Below are 20,986 nucleotides of genomic sequence, written 5' to 3'. Positions count from 1 at the left end.
CCCTTTTCTGCCACGCTCCGCCGGATATGACGCGACGGCGACCAACCTCTACGCGCCTCGCGCGCAACAAAAAAAATCCGGCGACGTTGCTCCTCTTCAACGTCGCCGGTCCCTTCGCTTATCTTCCCTATACGACGCCTGTCATGCTTTTGCCAAGCTTTCCCTTCCGCCAATGACATGCTCCTGCTGCGGACCGGGGACAGAGACCGGCGGCACAGGTGCCGGCGTATTCCGCGACCGGTCTGCCAGCCAGGCAATCGCCAGCAGCACCGACAGGCCCACGGGCGGCAGCACCCAGCCCGGCCAGACCTGCGGCGCCAATCCATGCAAGATCACCTGCCCGGTTAGCGCCATCAGCGTCCCGGCACAGAAGACGAGAAGCCCCTGCCGCCCCATCAGCCGCAATGGTGCAGCCCAGTCCGTGGCGCAGGCCTTTCGTACCACAGGCAGGGCGCTCAGCAGATAGGCCAGGGCCAGCGCATGGGCCAGCCGTGGCAGGGCCAGGAAGACCTTGTCATGGCTCACCAGGTTCGAGGGCAGACCCGCCTGCCCCAGCAGCCACATACCCCGGTTCAGCATGGCCCCGACCGGCGGGATATGCATCCACAGGAACGACAGGATCAGGAACCCGCCACATATCCACATCAGCACCGGGCTGCGCGGGACAAGGGCCTCGCCACGGCGGGCGGCCATGCCGGTCATCAGGCCGATGACAAAGATGAACTGCCAGGCAAAGGGGTTGAAGGCCCAGCCGCCGCCGCCAAAGTAGTTGGGAAAATTCAGCCGCACCGCACCGGCCACCAGCCAGACCGCTCCGGACAGGGCAAGGACCAGGCCGGGACGCCGTTCGCCAAACCGGATCGCCAGCGGCGCGGCCAGCAGGATCACGCAATAGCTGGGTAGAATATTCACATATCCGATCTGATGCCCCAGCGTGGCGAGCCCGAAAATCGCCTCCTCCGGGTGGTCAAAGACCGTGGGCAGGTTATGCATCTCCATCAGCTCGGGATCGCCAAACAGATCCGCTCCGCCGGCAAAGATGACGATGGCCCACAGGGTCAGCAGCAGATGCGCCAGATACAGGGTCCAGGCCCGGCGCCACATCGGAACCGCGCCGGACAGGAACAGGCCCGGGGTCAGGAACCGGCCGGAATAGGCCAGCCCGGCGGCGATGCCGGACATGATAAAGAACCCCTCCGCCGCATCCGAGAAGCCCCAGTTGCGCGAGGTCAGCCCCTCATACGGAACGCCGGGCATGTGATTGACAAAGATCATCAGCAGCGCCAGCCCGCGAAACGCATCAATCCGCGGATCCCGGACCCGGCGCGGCTTGCGCGGCGTTTCCGGAAAGCTCAGGACCTTTGTATCAGGCTGCGACATCGGCTCGCAACCCAATATCCGCATCTGCGCCCCGACCGCCCTCGGCCCCGCCATCCGCCGTCGCGGGCTCTGACGTCCAGCGCCCGGCAATCGACAGGTAGCGGCGCACGACCTCGGGCGCCTCGGCCTCCTGCGGCACGCGGAACAACCGGTCCGTCACACGACGGGAGGTCCATGCGATCAGCACAGGTGCCGCCATCATCGGAAGACAGACCGGCAGCATCCAGAAGGTCAGCTGCGGTGCCAGATACCACACGACCAGCACCGCCAGCCCGCCCGACAGCGATATCCAGGCCGATGCGCGCAGCGCCTCGGCGAAGCTCAGCCGCCCCTCGCCCCGCGCATTGGCCGGCCAGCCGCCGTCGCGCCCCGCGAGAACCTGCAGCACCGCCCGGCTCTGATACATCAGCATCACCGGCGCCAGCACCGACGACAGCAGGACCTCGGCCACAACCGACACAGCGGCCTTGCCGAGGCCGCCATAGCCTCCAACGCGGCCTGAGCGCAGGGATTCGGCCAGAATGGCCAGCTTTGGCAGCACCAGAAGCCCGATGATCCCCAGAACAAGCGCGGTAATCTCGCGTGTCCGGTCGCTCGGGAAGACCGGAAACAGCATATGCGGCTCCGGAAAGTAGTCGGGCGCCGGCGCAAAGACCGTGGCCAGCAGCGACGCAATCAGGAACCCCGCCCAGAGCAGCGAGACCAGATAGGCAAATATCCCCTGCAGGAAAACAAACCGGCTCCACCCGGCCAGTCCCGGTGCCAGCAGCAGGCGCGAATGCTGAAGATTGCCCTGACACCAGCGCCGATCTCGCTTGGCATAGGACAGGATATTCTCGGGCCCCTCTTCGAAAGACCCCTCCAGCGTCGGATCGACACGAACCGTCCATCCCGCACGCGCCAGCAGCGCCGCCTCGACATAGTCATGGCTCAGGATATGGCCCCCGAATGGCGGCTTGCCTGCCAGCTCCGGCAGACCGCAACTGTCGACAAAGGCGCGGACCCGCACGATGGCATTATGCCCCCAGAACGGCCCCGTCGCGCCCTGCATCCGTGCCAGCCCGCGCGTGAACACAGGACCATGAAACCCGGCGGCAAATTGCATGGCCCGGCCAAAGAAGGACTTCGACAAAACGATATTGGGAAGCGTCTGAAGCAGACCCAGCCGGTCATCGGACTGCATCCGCGCCACCATGGCCCGGATGGTTGCCCCTTCCATCAGGCTGTCCGCATCGAGGATGACGGCAAAGTCGTAATTCCCGCCAAACCGGCGCAGGAACTCTTCGATATTGCCCGCCTTGCGACCGGAATTGTCGGTCCGCCGCCGGTAGTACAATTGCCCCTGCCCCGAGACCTCCCGCCGGAGCCGCGCAAATGTCGCCTGTTCGGTCTCAGCCGCCGCCTGGTCGCGCGTGTCGGACAGCACCGCGATATCGCAGCTCAGCCCGGTGTCGGCCAGAGACGCGTCGATCGCCGCGATCCGGGCAAAGGTCGTGACCGGATCCTCGTTACAAATGGGCATCAGCACCACGACGCGCGGATGCGGCTGCTGCAGGTCGGGCTCGGGCCCCGCCGGGTTCCACCGGCGCAAACCGACAAAGCAAAGCGCCGCCCCCCAGGCCAGCCAGGCGGTCGTGATCAGCATCAGCCCGGCCCGCGCGACGTCCCAGACGTCGACGCCGTCCTGGATGGCGACATCTATAAGCAATGCTGTCGCGCCTGCAGCAGCAACCGCAGCGCCCGTCAGGGCAGAGGCACGCAGCCGCCGGGTTCGTGCATCCGGCGCAAGACTGCGGCTCATGACCCGCCAGCCACCCGGGCCGGTCCGGGAAGCACAGCCGCCAGGATGCGCGCGAACACGGCACCCGGACGTCGCGCCTCATCCTCAAGCACCTGCCGCGGCATCTCCAGCGGACTATCCGGAGGAAGCCAGCTGTCAGACGCAATGGCCCTCTCGGCTTGCGAATATAGGTCTTCGTGCAGATCAGGGTCCAGAATCATGACTTCATCCATTGATACAACCAGGTTTCCGTCAGCACCCTGTCGAAGCCGGAGACGGACGCCTTGAGCTCTGCCACGCTGCCACTATCGGCCCGCGCTTCGATCACCAGACGCCAGGTATCTGTTCCCGGAATTTTCGACAGGACCGTTTCCACGATGTCGCCTCTCGATATGCTGACGGAAGGCGTAACCTCCGCATCGGCCGGAAGTTCCCGCAAAAGCCCGCCAGAGAAATCGACGACGAATTTCCGCCGATTGACCGGGTCCGAAACCCCCGAAACGCCGCCTTTTCCGACACGGGTGCGCAATACGCGGGCACGCTGCGAACTTCCGTCGCCCTCGGGGGTCAGCCCCCAGTGAAGGCGGTAATGATACTCCAGCGCATCCCCGGCACGGGTCGGCTCATGCGGCACCCAGAAGGCACCGATATTGTCGTTGGTCTCCTGGTCCGACGGGATCTCCAGCAGACGAACGGCACCACGGCCCCAATCGCCCACAGGCTCGACCATCAGCGAGGGCCGCAGATGATAGCGGGCCTCGCCATCTAGATATTCCTCGAAACTGCGCGTCCGCTGCACCAGACCGAAAGAGGTTGGGTTCTCTGCACCAAGAAAGGCGCTGGCCAGCTTCTGGGGATTGTTGAGCGGGCGGTAGAAAGTCTCCCCCGACTGCAATGTCATCACCAGCGCCTCGCTGTCGTGAACGGCCGGTCGGAAATCGTCGAAATTGCCCGGATCGGAACCGCCGAAGAGATACATGGACGTCAGCGGCGCCACGCCCAGCTGCGCGATATCACGCCGCAGGAACAGCCGCGCGGTCACATCCATCACCGTGTCCTCGCCGGGCGTGATAACGAACCGATAAGCGCCCGTCACCGACTTGCTGTCGAGCGCGGCATAGATCGTGATCTGATCCTGCCCCTCTGCCGGACGTTCCAGCCAGAATTCGGAAAACCGGGGGAATTCCTCGCCCTCCGACATGCCGGTATTCACCGCCAGACCGCGCGCCGACAGACCGTAGACCGTTCCCTTGCCGAGCCCACGGAAATAGCTCGCCCCGAGAAAGGCCACCAGCTCGTCAAAGACATCGGCGCGGTTCAGCGGGTTCATGATCCGGACACCGGCCACACCCTCAAAGGTCAGCCGGCTAATCAGATCCGGATCCAGCCCGTCATATTCGAAATCCTCGGTGGTAAAGATCATCGGACGCGACTTGCCGTCGATCACCTCATGCACAAGCACGGGTTCCTTGAAAAGCCAGCCGGGGTGAAAGGCATTCATCCCGAACAGCGACCCTTCGCTCGATTGCCAGCGGTTGCGCGACCTGTCGAACCGGATATGCCCGTAGGCATCGTAATCGAGCTCGGCCAGAGCGCCGTCGATCATCAGAGGCTTGTCCATTTCGTGACCGCTGGCTTCCCGCATACGCTCGCTCAGCCAGTCGAAGGAAAAGTCAGACGACCCGGATGCCGCCTGATCCTGCGCGACCCCGCGCAGCGGAAGACAAACGGCCCCGGCCGCAAGGCCAGACAACAGCGCACGGCGGGAAACCCCTCCGGCACAGACACCAGAACGCAATGAGAGTGCGGACATCGATACTCCTGCTTGGAAAGTCACGCGAGAACACTGATATAGATCGACGCTGCACTGCGGAAAGCAAGTTGGCACGAAATACTCCGCGAAAACCTGCCGTTAGCGATCTCAATCGGCGAATATACACTCAATTTCTGCGCCCGCAACAAGATGATATCGATGCGGCACCTGCAGAATCTTTTCGGCATAAGCAATTGAGACACAGTCGAAAATCCGGCTCCGGCTTGCCGGGGCGCCGTAAGGGGCCGGGACAGAGGCCACGCGACGCCCGAAATCCCGACGATCCGGCCCCGGCACCCTGCCCTGGACCAGAGACGCGGCGCAGTTGCCTCCGTGTTTCCAAGGCGACCGGAACGTTGCGGCAGCCCGGTCGCGCGCCGCGCGCCAAGGGCCTGACACAGGCGAGCCGCTCACACCATTCATGATAAAGACTGCCCCCCAAGGCGGGAATCGTGTCACACCTTGGCAATGCAGACACAGCCGACGGCAGACATCACATTCGACGCAAAGACCGCCGACATCGTCCGGCGCGCCTTTCGCTATGCCGCCGACAACCCGCATCTCCTCGACTGGGCGTCGATGAGCACGCCCCCGCGCAATGAGCTGCGCATCCTGACAGATCGCCTGATGACCATCCCCCCGGCCGGCGGGGCTCTGCCCATGACCCGGGCTCAGTTCGACGGCTACCTCAGCTTTGCCAGCCACCTCAGCACGGTACTGCCGGTGGAGACCTGGCACGCCGAACGCGCCTATCTCGAAGCCCTTACAGATGCCCATATGGACAGGACCGCCCCGCCCCCGTCGCTGCAAGACACACGCGCCTGGGTACGGGACCTTCACCTAGGGCAGACAGACAAGGCAGGACGCCCCTATGTCGAGCATGTCCTGCGGGTCCATCAGCGCCTGACAGGCCTGTTTCCCGACGCATCCCCGGATGCCGAACATGCCGCCCTGCTGCATGACGCGATCGAGGATTGCGATGTGAGCGCCGGGGAGCTGCGCAGGCGTGGCTATAGCGACCAGACCGTCAGCATTGTCGAGGCTGTAACCAAACGGCCGGACATCGAACAGACCTATGCCGAGCGCATCGACCATCTCGCGCGGACCGGCCCGTTGGGGGCCATACAGGTCAAGATTGCCGATCTGTCGGATAACAGAGATCCCGCGCGTCTGGCATTGCTGCCGGGCGACAAGGCCGCGTCGCTTGGGGAGCGCTATGGCAAAGCGCTCGACCGTCTGTATGCGGCGATCTCCGGCCAGCCCCGGCAGACAGGCGAATAGGATGATCACGATCAAAACGGTAGAGGACGGAGGCGTTGATCTCGACTGCACGATCGAGGACTTCGTCCGGATCAGGCGCCTCGTTTCGGATGCTACTGAAAACTTTGAGGATATTTCAGAACTCAGAAATATGCCTGCGCAAGACGTGGCCGATCTGGATGCAGAACTGGCGCAGTTTCACGATGTGCCGGTTCCGCTGGAACAAAACTATGCGCTCAGGCTTGCCGTGGTAATCGATGCGATGCGCCATCGCCGCGTTCCGGGGCTTGGCGACGAAGATCGCCGTCGCATTGTGCGTGCGTTCGATGCGATCAACTGGCCCTGAAGTCCTGCGCCCTGCCAGCGTGTGATCTCTTCGGTCCGCAAGGGACGCACGGGTCATATCCCGGCGACGCGCGGGCCAAATATTGGAAAACAGGAACGACAGGGGGCGGTGGCGGAGAGGAAGGGATTCGAACCCTCGAGACGGTTCCCCGCCTACACACTTTCCAGGCGTGCGCCTTCGACCACTCGGCCACCTCTCCGCCGACGCTCATACACAAAGCTTGTGGCGGGGTTCAACCCGCATTCCGCAGGGTTTTGCCCGCCCGTGACAAAAAACTTTTAGAAAAGTTTGAACGAGGCCACGAACGGCAGGTGATCGGAGACATTGGCGCGGAATTTCTCCCGCCCCATCCGCATGGTCCAGTGCATCGGGAACAGCCGCAGAGAGCCTTGTACATAACGGGTTGAGTAGTTCCGGCTGACCGCGAACCCGTCCAGCAGATTGGCCCGGCCGCTTTCCAGGATATGCGAATACCGCTCCTGCAGATCCCAGCAGGAGACGAAGTCCATTACATCCGCCCCGCCAAGGTGGTGAAAGTTCGACACATCCTGCCCGGGGATCATGTTGAAATCGCCCATCAGCAGAATCGCATGATGCTTGTAGCCGGGCGTCTGGTGCAGCTGGGTGATCCAGTCCCCGATGATCCGGCACTGGCTGTCGCGCTTGGCCTGTTCATCCTGCCCCCGCCCGGATTTCAGATGCACGCCGATCAGCACCGCCTTAAAGCGCCCCCCGATCCGCACGTCGACCGCAATCGCCTGCCGCCCGCCCTGATAGGTCCCTTCGGACCCCGGGATGAACCGCGGATTGCTGACCTCCACCCCCGGCTTGTGCAGGAAACCGATATGCAGGTGGCTTTCCGGCTGTTCGGCCAGCGTAATCTCGTAATCCAGCCCCTTGAGCGCCAGAAGCTCCCTCAGCCGCTCGATATGCGCCTTGGGAAAGACCTCGACCAGCGTGACCACCTCCGCGTCCAGAAGTGCCAGCCCAAGCGCCTGATGCAGCGCCTTCTGGCCCTGCGGGTCGATGCCCGTGCCTGCCCCGCCCGGGAACTTGTCATTGCCGGCCAGGTTCCAGACAGCGAACCGGGCGATCGAATGGGTAAAGGTGACCATGGAACCTCCTGCGGATGACGCAGGGGCAATCTAACACGGGCTTCATGTCATCTACGTGGCGGAATACCGGACTTGCGGCGCGGCGCGCTAACGGTCGCCGTCGCCGTCCCCATTGCCCTCCGGCCCCTCGAAATCCGTCGCGTCGAGAGAGGCAAGCGGATCGCGCGGCGCCACAGGCCCGGCCGGCGGCATCTGCGGCGGCGGGCTGGCAGCGGCCTCCCCCCGAAGCGCCTCGGGATTGCGCAGCCAGATGTCGCGCTGCGCAAAGGGAATCTCGATCCCCGCCGCTTTGAAACGTTCGGTGATCAGATGGTTGATCTCGGTCTGCACGACCAGCATCTGCGTCACATCGCGCAGGATCGCCCGGATCTCGAAATTCAGGGAATCGGCGCCGAACCCGTTGAACAGGATAAACGGCGGCGGGTTCAGCAGCACGACGGGCTGCGCTTCGGCCACCTCGCGCAGGATTTGCTCAACCGCGCGCGTATCCGACCCATAGGCGACGCCGACCGGCACGATGAGCCGCCCCACAAGGTTGCCCCGGGTCCAGTTCGTCACGGTGCCCGAGATCAGATCGGCATTCGGAACAATCACATCCGTCCGGTCGAACGTCTCGATCCGCGTTGCACGGACCGAGATATCGCGGACAAACCCCATATTGCCGCCAACCTCGATCCAGTCCCCGACCGAGACCGGCCGTTCAATCAGAAGGATGATCCCCGACACGAAATTCGAGACGATATTCTGAAGACCAAACCCGATGCCGACGGACAGGGCGCCAAACACAACCGTCAGCGCCGACAGATCAAGCCCGGCCGAGGTGATTGCGATCAATGCCGCGGCAAAGATGCCCAGATAGCCGACCCCCGCCGTCACAGCCGTCTGACCGCCGGGATCAAGCTTTGTCTTGGGCAGCAGCGTACTGCGCAACGAGGCCTGCAACAGCCGCGTCAGCAGCAGCCCGATGGAGAACACAACCACGAAGGTCAGGAAATCCGAGGGAGAGATCCGCGTCTCTCCGATGGTAAAGCCCTGCTTGAACCCGCCCCAGAGCTCCAGCAGGTCGGTATCCCGCGCGCCCCAGATCAGCGCAAACAGCGGCGCCGAAAGCAGCAGCAGGGCAAAGCCCGCCAACACCGGCGTCAGCGCTTCTGACACGCCCTCGCGGTTGCGGGTGAACAGAATATAAATCTCGTTGATCACCCGCTGCAGCACAAACAGCAGCGCCAGCAGCATCAGCGAGCTGATCATCGGATAGACCAGCCCCTCGCCCGCGTTGAAATAGCCGAAGACCGCCAGCACAGGCCCCGCCACCGACAGCATGATCGTGGCCCGCGACAACAGCGACACGATCCACGTCCGCAGCGAAGGCTCCTCTCCGGCATCGGTTTCCGCCCTTGCATGGCGCAGCAGCAATTGCCCCAGCCGGAACAGCGCAAGTGCCGCGACCAGCAGCAGGGGAAAATTCAGGATATTGGTGATCTCGGGCGCCCAGTCGGCCCGGGCCGACATATCGGTCAGGATCTGCCGGAACAGCAGCACCACGCCCAGAAAGACGGAATGAAACCGCCCCTCCGAACGCGCGGCGCCCTGCAGCGCCAGCGGCGCCTCCAGCGCTTCACTTCTGGGAAACAGCCGCCCCCCAAGCCAGAGCGCCGCAAAAAAGGCAAAGCCGCCTGCCGGCAGGCTTTGGACAAAGGCATCGCCCCGCGGGCCCAGCAATTGCGTCGACTGCGCGGCGACGGTCAGCAAAAGCAGCCCGATGACGGGCAGGATGATCTGCAGCAGCGACACGATCAGACCGGCCAGCCAGCGCTCTGCCGTGCGCTGCCGGTCATGCAGACGCGACACCAGCATCTCGACCCACCGCTGCCCGCGCACGATCAGAACCACTGCCAGCGTCAGAAGGATGATCGTCTGTGGCAGGTGGTCATGAAAGGCCGACCGCCGCGCCGGATTGCGCCAGTTGTCGCGCAGGTCGGTGCCCATCCGGTAGATATATTCGCCAAGCGCCTCGATCGCCGGAGGCCAGAGGACGAGGTTCAGCGGCGACGGGCCGATTTCCAGAAACCTGTCCGCCTGACGTTCCCGCATGATCTGATCGACCTGCGAAATCAGCGTATCCGCCCGGCTGAAGGCCACCTCGGCCCGCTGACCCGGCGATCTCAGCTCGTTCAGCCTTGTGTTCAGCGTCTCGCGCTGCCGAACCGTTTCGGGCGCTTCGTCGCCTTCCTCGGGCCTCGGGCCAAGCGCCTCGATCTGTGCCTGCACGGCGGCGATGGCCCCGGTATTCACGCTGCGGGCAGACTCAAAAACGCCGCGCCAGACCGTCAGATCCTGACGCAGGGCGGCAAATGCCTCGTCCGAAGCAACGCCTGCGTCCAGCGCCGATTCCGCCCGTTGCGCCACGCCTTCCCAGGCCGTGTAATCCGGCCGTCCGTCCTGCGCGACAGCAGGCCCCGTCAGCGCGACCGCCAGAACGAACAGCAGCCCCAGAACCAGACAGACCGCAGATCGAAGTGAACCGAGCGGCCGGACCATCGGCATCACTCGCTGAACACGCCGGGGATCGACCGGGGCGATACCTTGAGCCAGCCCGGCACGGGCAGCCCCTTCTCCTTCAGGAATTCCGGGTTGAAGAGCTTCGACTGATAGCGGGTGCCATAATCGCAGAGCACCGTCACAATGGTATGGCCGGGCCCAAGCTCCCGCGCCAGCCGGACCGCCCCGGCGACATTGATCCCGGAGGACCCGCCAACGCAGATCCCCTCTTCGGACAGCAGGTCAAAGACATAGGGCAGCGCCTCTTCATCCGGCACCTGGTAGAGCATGTCAGGCGTGAAACCTTCGAGGTTCCGGGTGATCCGGCCCTGTCCGATCCCCTCGGTGATCGACCCGCCTTCAGGGCTCGCCGCCCCGTCTTTATAGAGCGAATAGACCCCCGACCCCATCGGATCGGCCAGCGCGATCTTGACGCCCTTGGGCTGCAGGGCCATCCCGACGCCCGCCAGTGTCCCGCCAGACCCGACGGAGGCGACAAAACCGTCGACCTTGCCCCCGGTCTGTTCCCAGATTTCGGGGCCGGTGGAGTCGATATGCGCCTGACGGTTTGCCGTATTGTCGAACTGGTTCGCCCAGACCGCGCCGTGCTGTTCCGTCTGCTTCAGCTTTTCGGCCAGCCGTTCGGAATAGCGCACATAATTGTTCGGGTTCTTGTAAGGCACCGCCGGCACCTGAACCAGATCGGCCCCCGCAAGGCGGATCATCTCTTTCTTTTCCTGGCTCTGGGTCTCGGGGATGACGATCACGGTCTTGAACCCCATGGAGGCGCCAACCAGCGCAAGCCCGATGCCGGTGTTGCCCGCCGTCCCCTCGACGATGGTGCCGCCCGGCTCCAGCTCTCCGCGCGCGATGGCATCTTTGATGATCCACAGCGCCGCCCGGTCCTTGACCGACTGGCCCGGATTCAGGAACTCTGCCTTGCCCAGAATAGTGCAGCCCGTCATTTCGCTGACCTTGCGCAGCTTGATCAGGGGGGTATTGCCCACAGCCCGGGCCAGATCCTCAGCGAATATCATGCGCCGCTTCCTTCTAACAACTTGCCCCGCAGATGTAACGGGCGCCCCCCGCCAACTCAAGCGGAGCGGCGCAATCTGGACCTTTCGCGCGAAAGCCAGAGAAGAGCCAGAACAAGCGGCAGGTTGTCGGCCTCTCCGCGCGACAATAAATCCTCCGCCTGCGCCCAATCGAGAACATGCGTCCTGATGTCTTCGGCCTCGTCATCCATACCGTGCAGTTCCTGCGTCCGGTCCGGCAGATCGCAGAGCGCAACAAAGATATAGTGGTACTCCGTCACGCATCCGGGACTGGGATAGCCCGATCCGACCTCGATCAGATCCGTCAGAACCAGCCCCGCCTCCTCCACGGCCTCGCGGCGGGCGCAGTCCTGTGGCGTCTCGCCCGGATCGATCCGACCCGCGACCGGTTCCAGCATCCAGGGATAGGCCGCGCCCCGGCCATAGGGGCCCATGCGAAACTGCTCCACCAGAAGGATGCGGTCGCGCACCGGATCATAGGGCAGGACAATCGCGGCATCGGCGGCCACAAAGACCTCTCGCTGGATCGGATCGGAATAGCCGCCGCCAAAGCGGGGATGCTGCAGGGTCAGGACTTCGGTGCGAAAATATCCCTCATGCGCCGCATCGCGCCGGTCGAGCCGCACCGTACCACTCCCGGTCGGCCAGCCGATCACCGGACGCCCCGCCTGCCTCGCCCGGACCCGCGACTGCGCCCGCGCCTCGGCCTGCGGTCGGCGGAACCGAAGCTCCGGGCCGGAGAACCGACCCATGTAGCTCATCAGCTCCGCCGCAGTCAGATTGCTCCGCGCCCCGGCGGCCTGAATCCAGGGGCCCGGCACCCAGGCTGGACCGGGTGGTCCAGGCAGTTCGGGCGGCATATAGACTTCGGCCTGTACGGGCCCCTCAGCAGTCTCCACCGTGATCGGCACGCGCTGATAGCCAAAGGCATCCTCATAGTGATCCAGCCGCGCCAGCGCCTCCGCATCGGGCCGGATCAGGTCACCCTCTGCAACCTCGCCCGCACGCGGGTCGAGCATCGGGTACCCGCGCCCCGCGACCTCCACCACCGCAAATCCGGCGGCCCGCGCCGGCTCCATCGCCAGAGGACGACCGGCAACGATACCAAGAAGGACGTCGTAACGTAATGTTCCGAAGAGGAAAACCGGCGCCACTACCGCCATTTAGTGCTGGCCCAATGGGTCGCCGCGCCAACAAGCATCCCGCCGACAACAAGGGTTGCGATCGCCGGGACATTCGCCAGATACATCGCAAAATCCAACCCGATCGGCACCACATCGTAAAGCGCCATGATCGGCCCGGAATACCGGCCTGCAAGAGCATAATCCAACGCCCTGAGCGACGCGCAGATGGCCAGAACCCAAAGGACAGTCGCAACGATCGCGCTAAGCCCGACCCCCATCCCGTTGGGATAGCCGAGCCGGCCATAATCCGACCGCCGACCCAGAATGACCCAGCCGCAGGCCGCGCCGACCACCACGCTGATCGGCACCAGATAGCCCCGCACCACGTAATCGGGCATGACCGCCATCGCGAGGCCCGCCAGTAACCAGGCCAGAAACGCATTCAAAAGGGCAGCGACAACACGGGCAGCTGTTGGCATTCGCGATTTCCTTTTCAGAGCCTGCTCGGCGCCTGTCGCGCCACCGGGCTCAGCTCGGGCGCGAAATTGTTATTTGTGTAACATCACAATTACCGCCCTCGAAGGTGGCCGCGCAAGAGGTCAGATAGAAATTCCACATGCGCCGGAACCGATCGTCGAACCCCAGATCCTGGATCGAATCCCAACGATCGTTGAATGTGTCGTGCCACCGCCGCAGCGTCTGGCTGTAGCTTTTGCCGAACTCGATAGAGCCCATCACCTTCATGCCCGCACGTTCAATTTCCTGACGCAGAACTGTAGGACTGGGCAGCATCCCGCCCGGAAAGATGTATTTCTGAATGAAATCGACGCCGCGGCGATAGGCTTCCCAGCGTTTGTCCTGAAGGGTAATGATCTGCAGTGTCGCCTTGCGCCCGGGCCGCAACCGCTCGCGGACAGCGTCGAAATACACCGGCCAGTATTTTTCGCCGACCGCCTCGAACATCTCGATGGAGGCGATGCCGTCGTAACTTCCCGTCTCGTCGCGGTAATCCTGAAGCTTCAGATCAACAAGATCGGAAAGACCTGCCTTTTCAATCCGTTGCTGAGCATAGTTGAGCTGCTCCCTTGACAGGGTCAACCCAGTCACCTTCAGCCCGCGCTCCTTGGCGGCATATTCCGCAAACCCGCCCCAGCCACAGCCGATCTCAAGCACATGATCGCCCGGCTGCACGCCCATCTGGTCGACCATGCTTTTGTATTTTGCGGTCTGCGCGGCCTCCAGGCTTTCCTGTCCCGTCGTGAACAGGGCCGAGGAATAGGTCATCGTATCGTCAAGCCACATGCCATAGAACTCATTCCCCAGGTCATAGTGGTAGGAGATGTTCTTTTTCGCCTGACGTTTGGTATTGGCCCGCAGCGAATGCCGCAGCCTTTCGTAGGCACGCACGAAAAACATGCCGGGAAAGCCGTCATACAGCTCGTCATTGCCCGCATGCAGAAGGTCCAGAAACGCCTGCAGGTCAGGCGAGTTCCACCACCCTTCCAGATAGGCGTCGCAGAAACCCAGATCACCCTCGCGGATAAGCCGGGCAAAGGTATCGGGGTTGTGCACGTGAAGCTCTGCCACCGGCCCTGGCCGCGCGCCCTCTGCCCTGAACACGCGCCCGTCCGGCAGATGAAAATCCAGCCGCCCCACAGGCATCCGGGAGGCCATGTCAAACACACGGGCAAAATAGCGCGGAAGGTTCTTTTCGGTTTTGGTGTCGGTCAGCGCCATGGCAATGCTCCTTATCCGCGTTAAGATTAACCCCTTCACGCCGCACGACAAGAATTGTTTAACAGTTTCTTGACATACCCGAAATGCATGCCGCCCCGCTACGCGCCTTTCAGACGCTCATAGGCGTCAAGCGCCGCCGCCCGCCCGTCCTTGAGGCCGACCACAGGATCGGGATAGCGATCCCCGGGCGACAGGCCCCAGCTTTCCGGGATGGCCTCGAAATAGCTCAGCGCGGTTTTGGTCGGCCGTGCCGCCCCTTCGGCAATCCACGCCCTCTGATAGCTGCCGTCCGGATCGAACTTGTCCAGCTGAGTATCGGGATTGAATATCCGGAAATAGGGCGCGGCATCCGGCCCGCTGCCCGCCACCCATTGCCACCCCATGGCGTTTGAGGCCGGGTCCCAGTCGGTCAGACAATCCTCGAACCATTTCTGCCCGATGCTCCAGTGGGTCATCATGTGCTTGGTCAGGTATGAGGCCACGACCATACGGGCCCGGTTGTGCATCCGCCCGGTCACATACATTTCCCGCATCGCGGCATCGACAAACCGGATGCCGGTCCGCCCCTGCTGCCAGCGTTCAACCGATTTCGTCTCGCGCGTGTTCCAGGGAAACGCGTTCCAATCCTCGCGCCAGTTGTCTTCGGTGATGCCGGGCCAGTGGTACATCAGGTGATAGGCAAATTCGCGCCAGACGACCTCCTTACGGAAGGTCTCCGCCCCCGCCTTCCCCTCTGCCCCGCCACGCAGCGCCGCATGCCAAAGCTGGCGCGGCGATATCTCGCCATAGGTCAGATATTCCGACAGGCCGGAGGTGCCCTCCACCCCGGGAATGTCCCGGTGCTTGGCGTAATCCTCCATCCGGTGCGCGGAAAAGGCTGCCAGCGTGGACCGGGCCGAAGCCTCTCCGGGCTTGCAATGCTGCGCCATGACGGCGGCCCCGCGCCGCATGGCCGCGCCCATCTGCCAGTCGTCGAGCGCCTCGCTCTCCGGCCAGGATGCGGGTGCGGGCAGCGTTGTGGGCGCGCTCTCCGGTTCGGCAACCTCGCGGTCTTTTACGGCCCGCCAGAAGGGCGAATAGACCTTGTAAGGCGCGCCCTGCTGGGTCTCCACCGTCCAGGGTTCAAAAATCAGATGGCCGGAAAAACTCTCGGCGCTCACGCCGGCCTCTTTCAGCGCCGACTTGACCCGCGTGTCCCGTTCGATCGCCTGCGGGTCGTAGAGGCGGCTCCAGTACACCGCACCGGCCCCCGTCTCCTGGACCAGTTGGTCCAGCACTTCGCGCGCCGGTCCGCTGCGCAGGATCAAGCGCGAGCCCTTCTCCTCCAGCGCCCTGGCGAACACCCGCAGCCCCTCGCCCATGCGCCATTTTGGGGCGGCCCCAAGCGCGTCGACACTGTTGTCATGGATAAAGACCGGAATAACCGGACCGCCACGGTTCACGGCGGCGATCAACGCGGGATGATCCGTCAGCCGCAGGTCGCGCCGCAGCCACAGCAGGGTCGGAGAAGTATCGTGATCTGTCATGCGAGAGGTACGTAGACTTCTCCCGTCCGGATCAAGTCAAAGCAAAGGGCCGGATGCATTTGCACCCGGCCCTCGCAGCCTCGCTCAAACGCGGGTCAGGCCCGGCGTTCGGCCATCAGCCCTTTCCAGATCGCCACACACATGGCCAGCAGGATCACCGTGAACGGCAATCCGGTCGAAATGACCATGGATTGCAGCGACCCAAGTCCACCGGCAGAGAGCAGCAGAACAATCGCCACCGCCCCCTCGAAGATGCACCAGAACACCCGCTGCGGCACCGGCGCATCGACCTTGCCGCCCGCTGTGATCGTATCAATCACCAGCGACCCCGAATCCGACGAGGTCACAAAGAAGACGATCACCAGGATGATCCCCACCAGAGAGGTAATCCCGGTCAGCGGCAACACATCCAGCATCTTGAAGAGCTTGAGCTCAAGCGCCGCATCCTGCGCCGCGGTATAGCTGTCCAGCACGACCTGCTGGATCGCCACACCACCAAAGACCGACATCCACAGCACGCAGACCAGCGACGGGATCAGCAGCACGCAGATCACGAATTCCCGCACGGTCCGGCCGCGCGACACACGCGCGATGAACATCCCGACAAACGGTGACCAGGAGATCCACCAGGCCCAGTAGAAGGAGGTCCACCCCTGCATGAAGTTCACGTCTTCCCGGCCAACCGGATTCGACAGGGCCGGCAGATATTCGACATAGGCCAGCAGGTAATCGGCAAAGCCCGTCAGGATCGCCAGCGTCGGCCCGGCCAGCAGGACAAAGACCAGCAGAAGAAAGGCAAGCCCCATATTGACTTCCGACAGGATCTTCACCCCGCCATCGAGGCCCCGCAGAACCGAGAAGGTCGCGACGCCGGTGATACAGGTGATCAGGATCACCTCCGTTCCGGAACCCACGGGAATGCCGAAAAGCTCGTTCAGACCCGCATTCGCCTGCGTCGCCCCGAAGCCAAGCGATGTCGCCAGGCCAAAGAGCGTGGCGAATACGGCAAGGATGTCGATGGTATGGCCCCACCAGCCCCAGATGCGCTCGCCCAGGATCGGGTAAAACGCGGACCGAATTGTCAGCGGCAAGCCTTTGTTATAGCTGAACAATGCCAGCGCGAGCGCCACGACGGCATAGATCGCCCAGGGGTGCAGCCCCCAGTGGAAGATGGTTGCGGCCATCCCCAGCCGGATCGACGCGGCCTCATCTCCGGCGGCCGCGCCCAGCGGCGCCCAGTCGGTCCGCAGGCCGTCCTCGACCGTGGTGCCCCCCATCGCGGTGGAAAAATGGGTCAGCGGTTCGGACACGCCGTAGAACATCAGCCCGATGCCCATGCCAGCGGCAAAGAGCATCGCAAACCAGCCGACATAGCCATAGTCGGGCGTCGCCTCCGCCCCGCCCAGCCGGACAGATCCGACCGGCGTCACGATCAGCAGCAGACAGAAGATGACGAAAATATTCGCGGCGCCCAGAAAGAACCAGTCAAAGCCCTTGGTCACCGCGGAAAAAAGCCAGCTGAAGGCCGCGCCGGCCTGATCCGGCAGGGCCAGCGTGTAAAACACGAAGGCCACAATCGCCAGGCCGGAGACAAGAAACACCGGGTTATGGATGTCAAAGCCGAAAGGCCCGACAGAGCCGTCGATATTGTCCTGTCCTATTTCATATTGCGTTTCAATGACATCCGACGCGCCCTCCGGCGCCGGGATGCCCTGGTCGGGTGTTGTATCTGACATGATTCTCACTTTCCCTGTTCGCGCAGGCCCTATGACGGCCCGTCCCGGGCCGCCCAGCACGCGGCAACCCTAAGCTGTAGGGTAATGTGAATCCGCGCCTGATGAGAGGGGGGAGCGGCAAAAAAATGTTAAAATGCGACACACCTATGTCGCAAAACGCCGATCATTTGCCGCATATACAACGGCTGCGACACCCGTGATGACGTCACGGCAGGAAAGCGCCGGCACAGCCAGCGCCCACCCCCGACATGATGCCGGGCAGTCCGGCATCGACGCCTCAGCCGTTCAAATCCACCACCACACGTCCCTGAACCTGACCATTGAGGATATCGGCGCAAAGCACTGGCAAATCTTCGATTTTCGCGTTGACGATCATATCCTCAAGCTTGTCCATCGGCAGATCGCTGGCGACGCGTTTCCAGGCGCGCAGGCGGTTCTCATAGGGTTGCATCACCGAATCGATGCCCAGCAGATTCACGCCGCGCAGAAGAAAGGGAATGACCGTCGCAGGAAGCTTTGCACCACCGGCAAGCCCGACCGCGGCAACCGATCCGCCATAAGTCATCTGCCCCAGCACCCGGGCCAGCATCTCGCCGCCCACGGCATCGACACAGCCGGCCCATGTTTCCGCTTCCAGCGGTCGCTTGACGACCTCATTCAGCGACTCACGTGGCACAATAGAAGTAGCGCCCAACCCCTTGAGGTAGCTATCCGTTTCGGGCCGCCCTGTCACTGCCGCCACCTCGTACCCGTGATGGGCCAGGATCGCCGTTGCAACCGATCCGACGCCCCCCGCAGCGCCTGTCACCAGCACCGGCCCCTTGTCCGGGGTCAGCCCATGATCCTCCAGCGCCATCACCGCCAGCATCGCGGTGAACCCGGCCGTGCCGACCGCCATGGCCTGACGGGTCGTCAGCCCCTCCGGCAGCGGCACCAGCCAATCGGCCTTCACCCGCGCCTTCTGGGCATAACCGCCCCAATGCACCTCTCCCACACGCCAGCCGGTCAGCACCACCTTGTCACCGGGCGCATATCGCGCGTCTGAAGACGCCTCCACAACGCCCGCGAAATCGATGCCGGGAATATGAGGATAGCTCCGGACCAGCCCGCCACCATTGGGCGACATGCACAGGCCGTCCTTGTAATTGACCGTCGAATATTCCACCGAAACCAGCACATCTGCCTCTGGCAGTTCGTCTTCGGTAATCTCGGTAACCACCGGGGTTGCGGGGCCATCGCCCTCGCGCGTGACCATCAGGGCCTTGAACATCTCATCCTCCTCTCAAGCCGTCTGGCGGAGGCTAGAGCATGCCGGGCATGAGGAACAGGTCGGTATCTTCGGTTTTCACCCCTGCGGCAGTCAGCATCGCATGGATCTGGCCGCGGTGATGGGTCTGATGGTTGAACATCTGCGTCACGACCAGCATCATCGGCGCCACGATGTCGCGCTTTGCCGCGCCGGAATACCACGAAAGGGTCCCGGTCAGGGACACAGCCGTCGCCGCCTCTGCCCAGGCGGTGATCCGTCCGTCCAGGCGAAACCGCTCTGCCCCCCAGACCGCCGCGGTCAGCGTCAACGTCAGCCCCCCCTTCGCCGTGACACCGGGCCCCGGTCCCCCGTCGAACCGCGAGATCCACATCGTATCGCCCCAGAGAAGATGGTTCGCCGTCGCCAGAATCGACCCGAAGAACGCCCCGCGATCCTTGGTCAGCTCCGCCGGTGGCAGGCTCTCCATCGCGCGGCCCATGGCCTCGTTCTGCCAGCGGTTGTACCGGGCCATCATCCGGACCCATTGGGGATCGAGTGTCTGCATCGGCGCACCTCCAGCCCGGATGGTGCGGGGATTTCCATTGCAAAAGCAAGCGGCTGTCTGTGTCAGCCCGGCTCAGCGCGCCGCCAGCCCCTCCGACAGCAGCCGCAGCACCTCTTCTCTGGGCACATCCTTGGTAACAAAGGCCGCCCCGATGCCGCGCGCCATGATGAAGCGGATCTGACCGTCGACCACCTTCTTGTCCTGCCCCATGAGACCGTAGAGCGCCTCCGCATCCGGAAGATCGCCGGGGATATCGGACAGATCGACCTTCATCCCCATCTCCCGAAGATGGGCACGCAGCCGCGACGGATCCTCCTGCGAACACAGACCCAGCCGCGAGGACATCTCGAACGCCAGCGCGCAGCCGATGGCGACCCCTTCGCCATGCAGCAGCCGGTCGGAATAGCCGGTCGCCGCTTCCAGCGCATGACAGAAGGTATGGCCAAGGTTCAGCAGCGCGCGATCCCCCTGCTCCGTCTCGTCGCGCGCGACGATCTCCGCCTTCATCTCGACCGAGCGGCGGACAGCATATTGCCGGGCCGCCAGATCGCCGGCGGCCGCGGACGGTGCATTCTTTTCCAGCCAGTTAAAGAACGCGGCGTCCCCCAGCAGGCCGTATTTCACCACCTCACCATAGCCCGCCAGAAAATCGCGCGGCGCCAGCGTGCCCAGCACGTCGATATCGGCCAGAACGAGGCTGGGCTGATGGAAGGCGCCGATCAGGTTCTTGCCCTGCGGCGCATTGATCCCTGTCTTGCCGCCGACAGAGCTGTCGACCTGCGCCAGCAGTGACGTCGGGATCTGAACGAACCGCACGCCCCGCCGCAGAACCGCCGCGGCAAAGCCCGCCAGATCGCCGATCACCCCGCCACCAAGCGCCACGACAATGTCGCGCCGCTCCACCTTTTGCTCCAGCAGCCATTCGACGGCGCGGGTGAACTGCGGCCAGCCCTTGGTGGCCTCTCCGGCCGGCAGCGCCAGCGCCTCCATCGTGATTCCGGCCCCGGCCAGCCCGTCGCGAAGGGCGTCGAGATGGGCCGCCGCCACGGTTTCATCGGTCAGAACGGTGACCCGCGGGCGTGAGAGCATAGGCGATATCAGCGCTCCGGCACGCCCCAGAAGCCCCGGCCCGATCAGAACATCGTAGCTGCGCGCACCAAGTTGCACGCGGACGGTATCGGTCATTGGGCCTCCAGAACGTCGGGTCTGCACATCAGCGCCCCGACCACACGCTGCGCCATATCCGGGATGGCGATATCCGGCTCTGACACCACGGTCACATCGGCCAGCGCATAGACCGGCACCCGCGCATCATAAAGCGCCGACAATGTCGCCAGCGGATCAGAGGTTTTCAGCAGAGGGCGCGAATCGCGATGCCGGACGCGCTGCCAGAGCGTGTCGAGATCGGCCTTCAGCCAGACCGCGACGCCCCTGGCCGAAATGGCGGCCCGGTTGGCCTCTGCCAGATAGGCGCCGCCCCCGGTCGACAGAACACAGGGCGGTCCGTCCAGCAGCCGCCCGATCACCTCGCTCTCCCGCGCGCGAAAAAACGGCTCTCCGTCTCTGGCGAAAATTTCCGGGATGCTCATGGCGGCGGCCTGTTCGATTTCCTGATCCGAATCGAGGAATCTGACCCCCAGCACCTCTGCCAGGGCCCGGCCAACTGCCGTTTTTCCGGCCCCCATCATTCCAACCATGACGATGGTCTTATTGACCCTCCAGCCCATTAAGCCTGCCGTTTCGTGTCCCCGGACGCCGC

General features: G+C 63.7%; 18 protein-coding genes and 1 tRNA gene. 2 read left to right on the top strand and 17 right to left on the bottom strand.

All coding sequences use genetic code 11. From position 1 onward, the window contains the following. Nucleotides 1–141: 141 nt before the first annotated feature. From ACRARG_RS20865 to ACRARG_RS20850, 4 genes are read right to left on the bottom strand one after another with little or no spacing between them, the layout of a single operon-like run. Nucleotides 142–1,380: an OpgC family protein gene (locus ACRARG_RS20865; RefSeq protein ID WP_432691957.1), complete on the bottom strand. Its 1,239-nt coding sequence runs from the start codon at nt 1,378–1,380 to the stop codon at nt 142–144. Continuing rightward, entirely contained in the window at nt 1,367–3,181 is a 1,815-nt protein-coding gene (gene mdoH / locus ACRARG_RS20860; RefSeq protein WP_432691956.1) for a glucans biosynthesis glucosyltransferase MdoH, read from the bottom strand. Before mdoH ends, ACRARG_RS20865 begins: the two co-directional genes overlap by 14 nt. Beyond that, entirely contained in the window at nt 3,178–3,381 is a 204-nt protein-coding gene (locus tag ACRARG_RS20855) for a hypothetical protein (RefSeq protein WP_432691955.1), read from the bottom strand. The genes mdoH and ACRARG_RS20855 overlap by 4 nt, the downstream gene beginning before the upstream one ends. Next, complete coding sequence (locus ACRARG_RS20850; RefSeq protein ID WP_432691954.1) at nt 3,378–4,973, bottom strand: OpgD/OpgG family glucan biosynthesis protein; 1,596 nt, start codon at nt 4,971–4,973, stop codon at nt 3,378–3,380. Before ACRARG_RS20850 ends, ACRARG_RS20855 begins: the two co-directional genes overlap by 4 nt. 468 nt (nt 4,974–5,441) lie before the next feature. On the opposite strand from ACRARG_RS20850, the gene ACRARG_RS20845 reads away from it, so the two are divergent. Both ACRARG_RS20845 and ACRARG_RS20840 read left to right on the top strand, forming a co-directional pair. Then, nucleotides 5,442–6,254 carry an HD domain-containing protein gene (locus ACRARG_RS20845; RefSeq protein WP_432691953.1) on the top strand — a complete coding sequence of 271 codons (813 nt, stop codon included), beginning with the start codon at nt 5,442–5,444 and terminating at the stop codon, nt 6,252–6,254. 1 nt (nt 6,255) lies between these two features. After that, complete coding sequence (locus ACRARG_RS20840) at nt 6,256–6,579, top strand: hypothetical protein (RefSeq protein ID WP_432691952.1); 324 nt, start codon at nt 6,256–6,258, stop codon at nt 6,577–6,579. A 109-nt stretch (nt 6,580–6,688) separates the two neighbouring features. Here ACRARG_RS20840 and ACRARG_RS20835 read toward each other — a convergent pair. From ACRARG_RS20835 to ACRARG_RS20775, 13 genes are all read right to left on the bottom strand, one after another. After that, a tRNA-Ser gene (locus ACRARG_RS20835) sits at nt 6,689–6,778 on the bottom strand. 79 nt (nt 6,779–6,857) lie between these two features. Then, entirely contained in the window at nt 6,858–7,694 is an 837-nt protein-coding gene (locus ACRARG_RS20830; protein WP_432691951.1) for an endonuclease/exonuclease/phosphatase family protein, read from the bottom strand. Between the two features lie 87 nt (nt 7,695–7,781). Next, on the bottom strand, nt 7,782–10,235 hold the full coding sequence (locus ACRARG_RS20825) for a DUF3772 domain-containing protein (protein ID WP_432691950.1): 2,454 nt from the start codon (nt 10,233–10,235) through the stop codon (nt 7,782–7,784). A gap of 5 nt (nt 10,236–10,240) precedes the next feature. Next, nucleotides 10,241–11,272 carry a cysteine synthase A gene (locus ACRARG_RS20820; protein WP_432691949.1) on the bottom strand — a complete coding sequence of 344 codons (1,032 nt, stop codon included), beginning with the start codon at nt 11,270–11,272 and terminating at the stop codon, nt 10,241–10,243. Nucleotides 11,273–11,328: 56 nt separating this feature from the next. After that, nucleotides 11,329–12,453: a gamma-glutamylcyclotransferase gene (locus ACRARG_RS20815; RefSeq protein WP_432691948.1), complete on the bottom strand. Its 1,125-nt coding sequence runs from the start codon at nt 12,451–12,453 to the stop codon at nt 11,329–11,331. Next, on the bottom strand, nt 12,444–12,893 hold the full coding sequence (locus ACRARG_RS20810) for a TrgA family protein (RefSeq protein ID WP_432691947.1): 450 nt from the start codon (nt 12,891–12,893) through the stop codon (nt 12,444–12,446). Before ACRARG_RS20810 ends, ACRARG_RS20815 begins: the two co-directional genes overlap by 10 nt. A 49-nt stretch (nt 12,894–12,942) precedes the next feature. Beyond that, entirely contained in the window at nt 12,943–14,151 is a 1,209-nt protein-coding gene (locus tag ACRARG_RS20805; RefSeq protein WP_432691946.1) for a class I SAM-dependent methyltransferase, read from the bottom strand. A 98-nt stretch (nt 14,152–14,249) separates the two neighbouring features. Next, the gene (locus ACRARG_RS20800; protein WP_432691945.1) at nt 14,250–15,677 is read right to left on the bottom strand and encodes a cryptochrome/photolyase family protein; all 1,428 of its coding nucleotides are present in this window, start codon (nt 15,675–15,677) and stop codon (nt 14,250–14,252) included. A 95-nt stretch (nt 15,678–15,772) separates the two neighbouring features. Further along, nucleotides 15,773–17,413 (bottom strand): BCCT family transporter, encoded by a 1,641-nt coding sequence (locus ACRARG_RS20795; protein ID WP_432691944.1) that lies wholly within the window; start codon nt 17,411–17,413, stop codon nt 15,773–15,775. Nucleotides 17,414–17,690: 277 nt separating this feature from the next. After that, on the bottom strand, nt 17,691–18,683 hold the full coding sequence (locus ACRARG_RS20790) for an MDR family oxidoreductase (protein ID WP_432691943.1): 993 nt from the start codon (nt 18,681–18,683) through the stop codon (nt 17,691–17,693). A 31-nt stretch (nt 18,684–18,714) separates the two neighbouring features. After that, on the bottom strand, nt 18,715–19,227 hold the full coding sequence (locus tag ACRARG_RS20785) for a DinB family protein (RefSeq protein WP_432691942.1): 513 nt from the start codon (nt 19,225–19,227) through the stop codon (nt 18,715–18,717). 72 nt (nt 19,228–19,299) lie between these two features. Continuing rightward, a complete protein-coding gene (gene aroB, locus ACRARG_RS20780) occupies nt 19,300–20,412 on the bottom strand; it encodes a 3-dehydroquinate synthase (protein ID WP_432691941.1) in 1,113 nt (370 codons plus the stop codon). Further along, nucleotides 20,409–20,954 (bottom strand): shikimate kinase, encoded by a 546-nt coding sequence (locus ACRARG_RS20775; protein ID WP_432691940.1) that lies wholly within the window; start codon nt 20,952–20,954, stop codon nt 20,409–20,411. The genes aroB and ACRARG_RS20775 overlap by 4 nt, the downstream gene beginning before the upstream one ends. Nucleotides 20,955–20,986 lie beyond the last annotated feature (32 nt).

Origin of the sequence: Pseudooceanicola profundi (assembly GCF_050897955.1) — a bacterium.
Taxonomy (GTDB): domain Bacteria; phylum Pseudomonadota; class Alphaproteobacteria; order Rhodobacterales; family Rhodobacteraceae; genus Pseudooceanicola.
The sequence above is the reverse complement of the archived record's forward strand: the minus strand, read 5'-3'. Positions and strand labels throughout refer to the sequence as shown.

What these genes read in the sequence shown, in the direction of transcription:
- ACRARG_RS20865 (WP_432691957.1), bottom strand. Translation starts at nt 1,380, where the DNA reads ATGTCGCAGCCTGATACAAAGGTCCTGAGCTTTCCGGAAACGCCGCGC.
- mdoH (WP_432691956.1), bottom strand. Translation starts at nt 3,181, where the DNA reads ATGAGCCGCAGTCTTGCGCCGGATGCACGAACCCGGCGGCTGCGTGCC.
- ACRARG_RS20855 (WP_432691955.1), bottom strand. Translation starts at nt 3,381, where the DNA reads ATGATTCTGGACCCTGATCTGCACGAAGACCTATATTCGCAAGCCGAG.
- ACRARG_RS20850 (WP_432691954.1), bottom strand. Translation starts at nt 4,973, where the DNA reads ATGTCCGCACTCTCATTGCGTTCTGGTGTCTGTGCCGGAGGGGTTTCC.
- ACRARG_RS20845 (WP_432691953.1), top strand. Translation starts at nt 5,442, where the DNA reads ATGCAGACACAGCCGACGGCAGACATCACATTCGACGCAAAGACCGCC.
- ACRARG_RS20840 (WP_432691952.1), top strand. Translation starts at nt 6,256, where the DNA reads ATGATCACGATCAAAACGGTAGAGGACGGAGGCGTTGATCTCGACTGC.
- ACRARG_RS20830 (WP_432691951.1), bottom strand. Translation starts at nt 7,694, where the DNA reads ATGGTCACCTTTACCCATTCGATCGCCCGGTTCGCTGTCTGGAACCTG.
- ACRARG_RS20825 (WP_432691950.1), bottom strand. Translation starts at nt 10,235, where the DNA reads ATGGTCCGGCCGCTCGGTTCACTTCGATCTGCGGTCTGTCTGGTTCTG.
- ACRARG_RS20820 (WP_432691949.1), bottom strand. Translation starts at nt 11,272, where the DNA reads ATGATATTCGCTGAGGATCTGGCCCGGGCTGTGGGCAATACCCCCCTG.
- ACRARG_RS20815 (WP_432691948.1), bottom strand. Translation starts at nt 12,453, where the DNA reads ATGGCGGTAGTGGCGCCGGTTTTCCTCTTCGGAACATTACGTTACGAC.
- ACRARG_RS20810 (WP_432691947.1), bottom strand. Translation starts at nt 12,893, where the DNA reads ATGCCAACAGCTGCCCGTGTTGTCGCTGCCCTTTTGAATGCGTTTCTG.
- ACRARG_RS20805 (WP_432691946.1), bottom strand. Translation starts at nt 14,151, where the DNA reads ATGGCGCTGACCGACACCAAAACCGAAAAGAACCTTCCGCGCTATTTT.
- ACRARG_RS20800 (WP_432691945.1), bottom strand. Translation starts at nt 15,677, where the DNA reads ATGACAGATCACGATACTTCTCCGACCCTGCTGTGGCTGCGGCGCGAC.
- ACRARG_RS20795 (WP_432691944.1), bottom strand. Translation starts at nt 17,413, where the DNA reads ATGTCAGATACAACACCCGACCAGGGCATCCCGGCGCCGGAGGGCGCG.
- ACRARG_RS20790 (WP_432691943.1), bottom strand. Translation starts at nt 18,683, where the DNA reads ATGTTCAAGGCCCTGATGGTCACGCGCGAGGGCGATGGCCCCGCAACC.
- ACRARG_RS20785 (WP_432691942.1), bottom strand. Translation starts at nt 19,227, where the DNA reads ATGCAGACACTCGATCCCCAATGGGTCCGGATGATGGCCCGGTACAAC.
- aroB (WP_432691941.1), bottom strand. Translation starts at nt 20,412, where the DNA reads ATGACCGATACCGTCCGCGTGCAACTTGGTGCGCGCAGCTACGATGTT.
- ACRARG_RS20775 (WP_432691940.1), bottom strand. Translation starts at nt 20,954, where the DNA reads ATGGGCTGGAGGGTCAATAAGACCATCGTCATGGTTGGAATGATGGGG.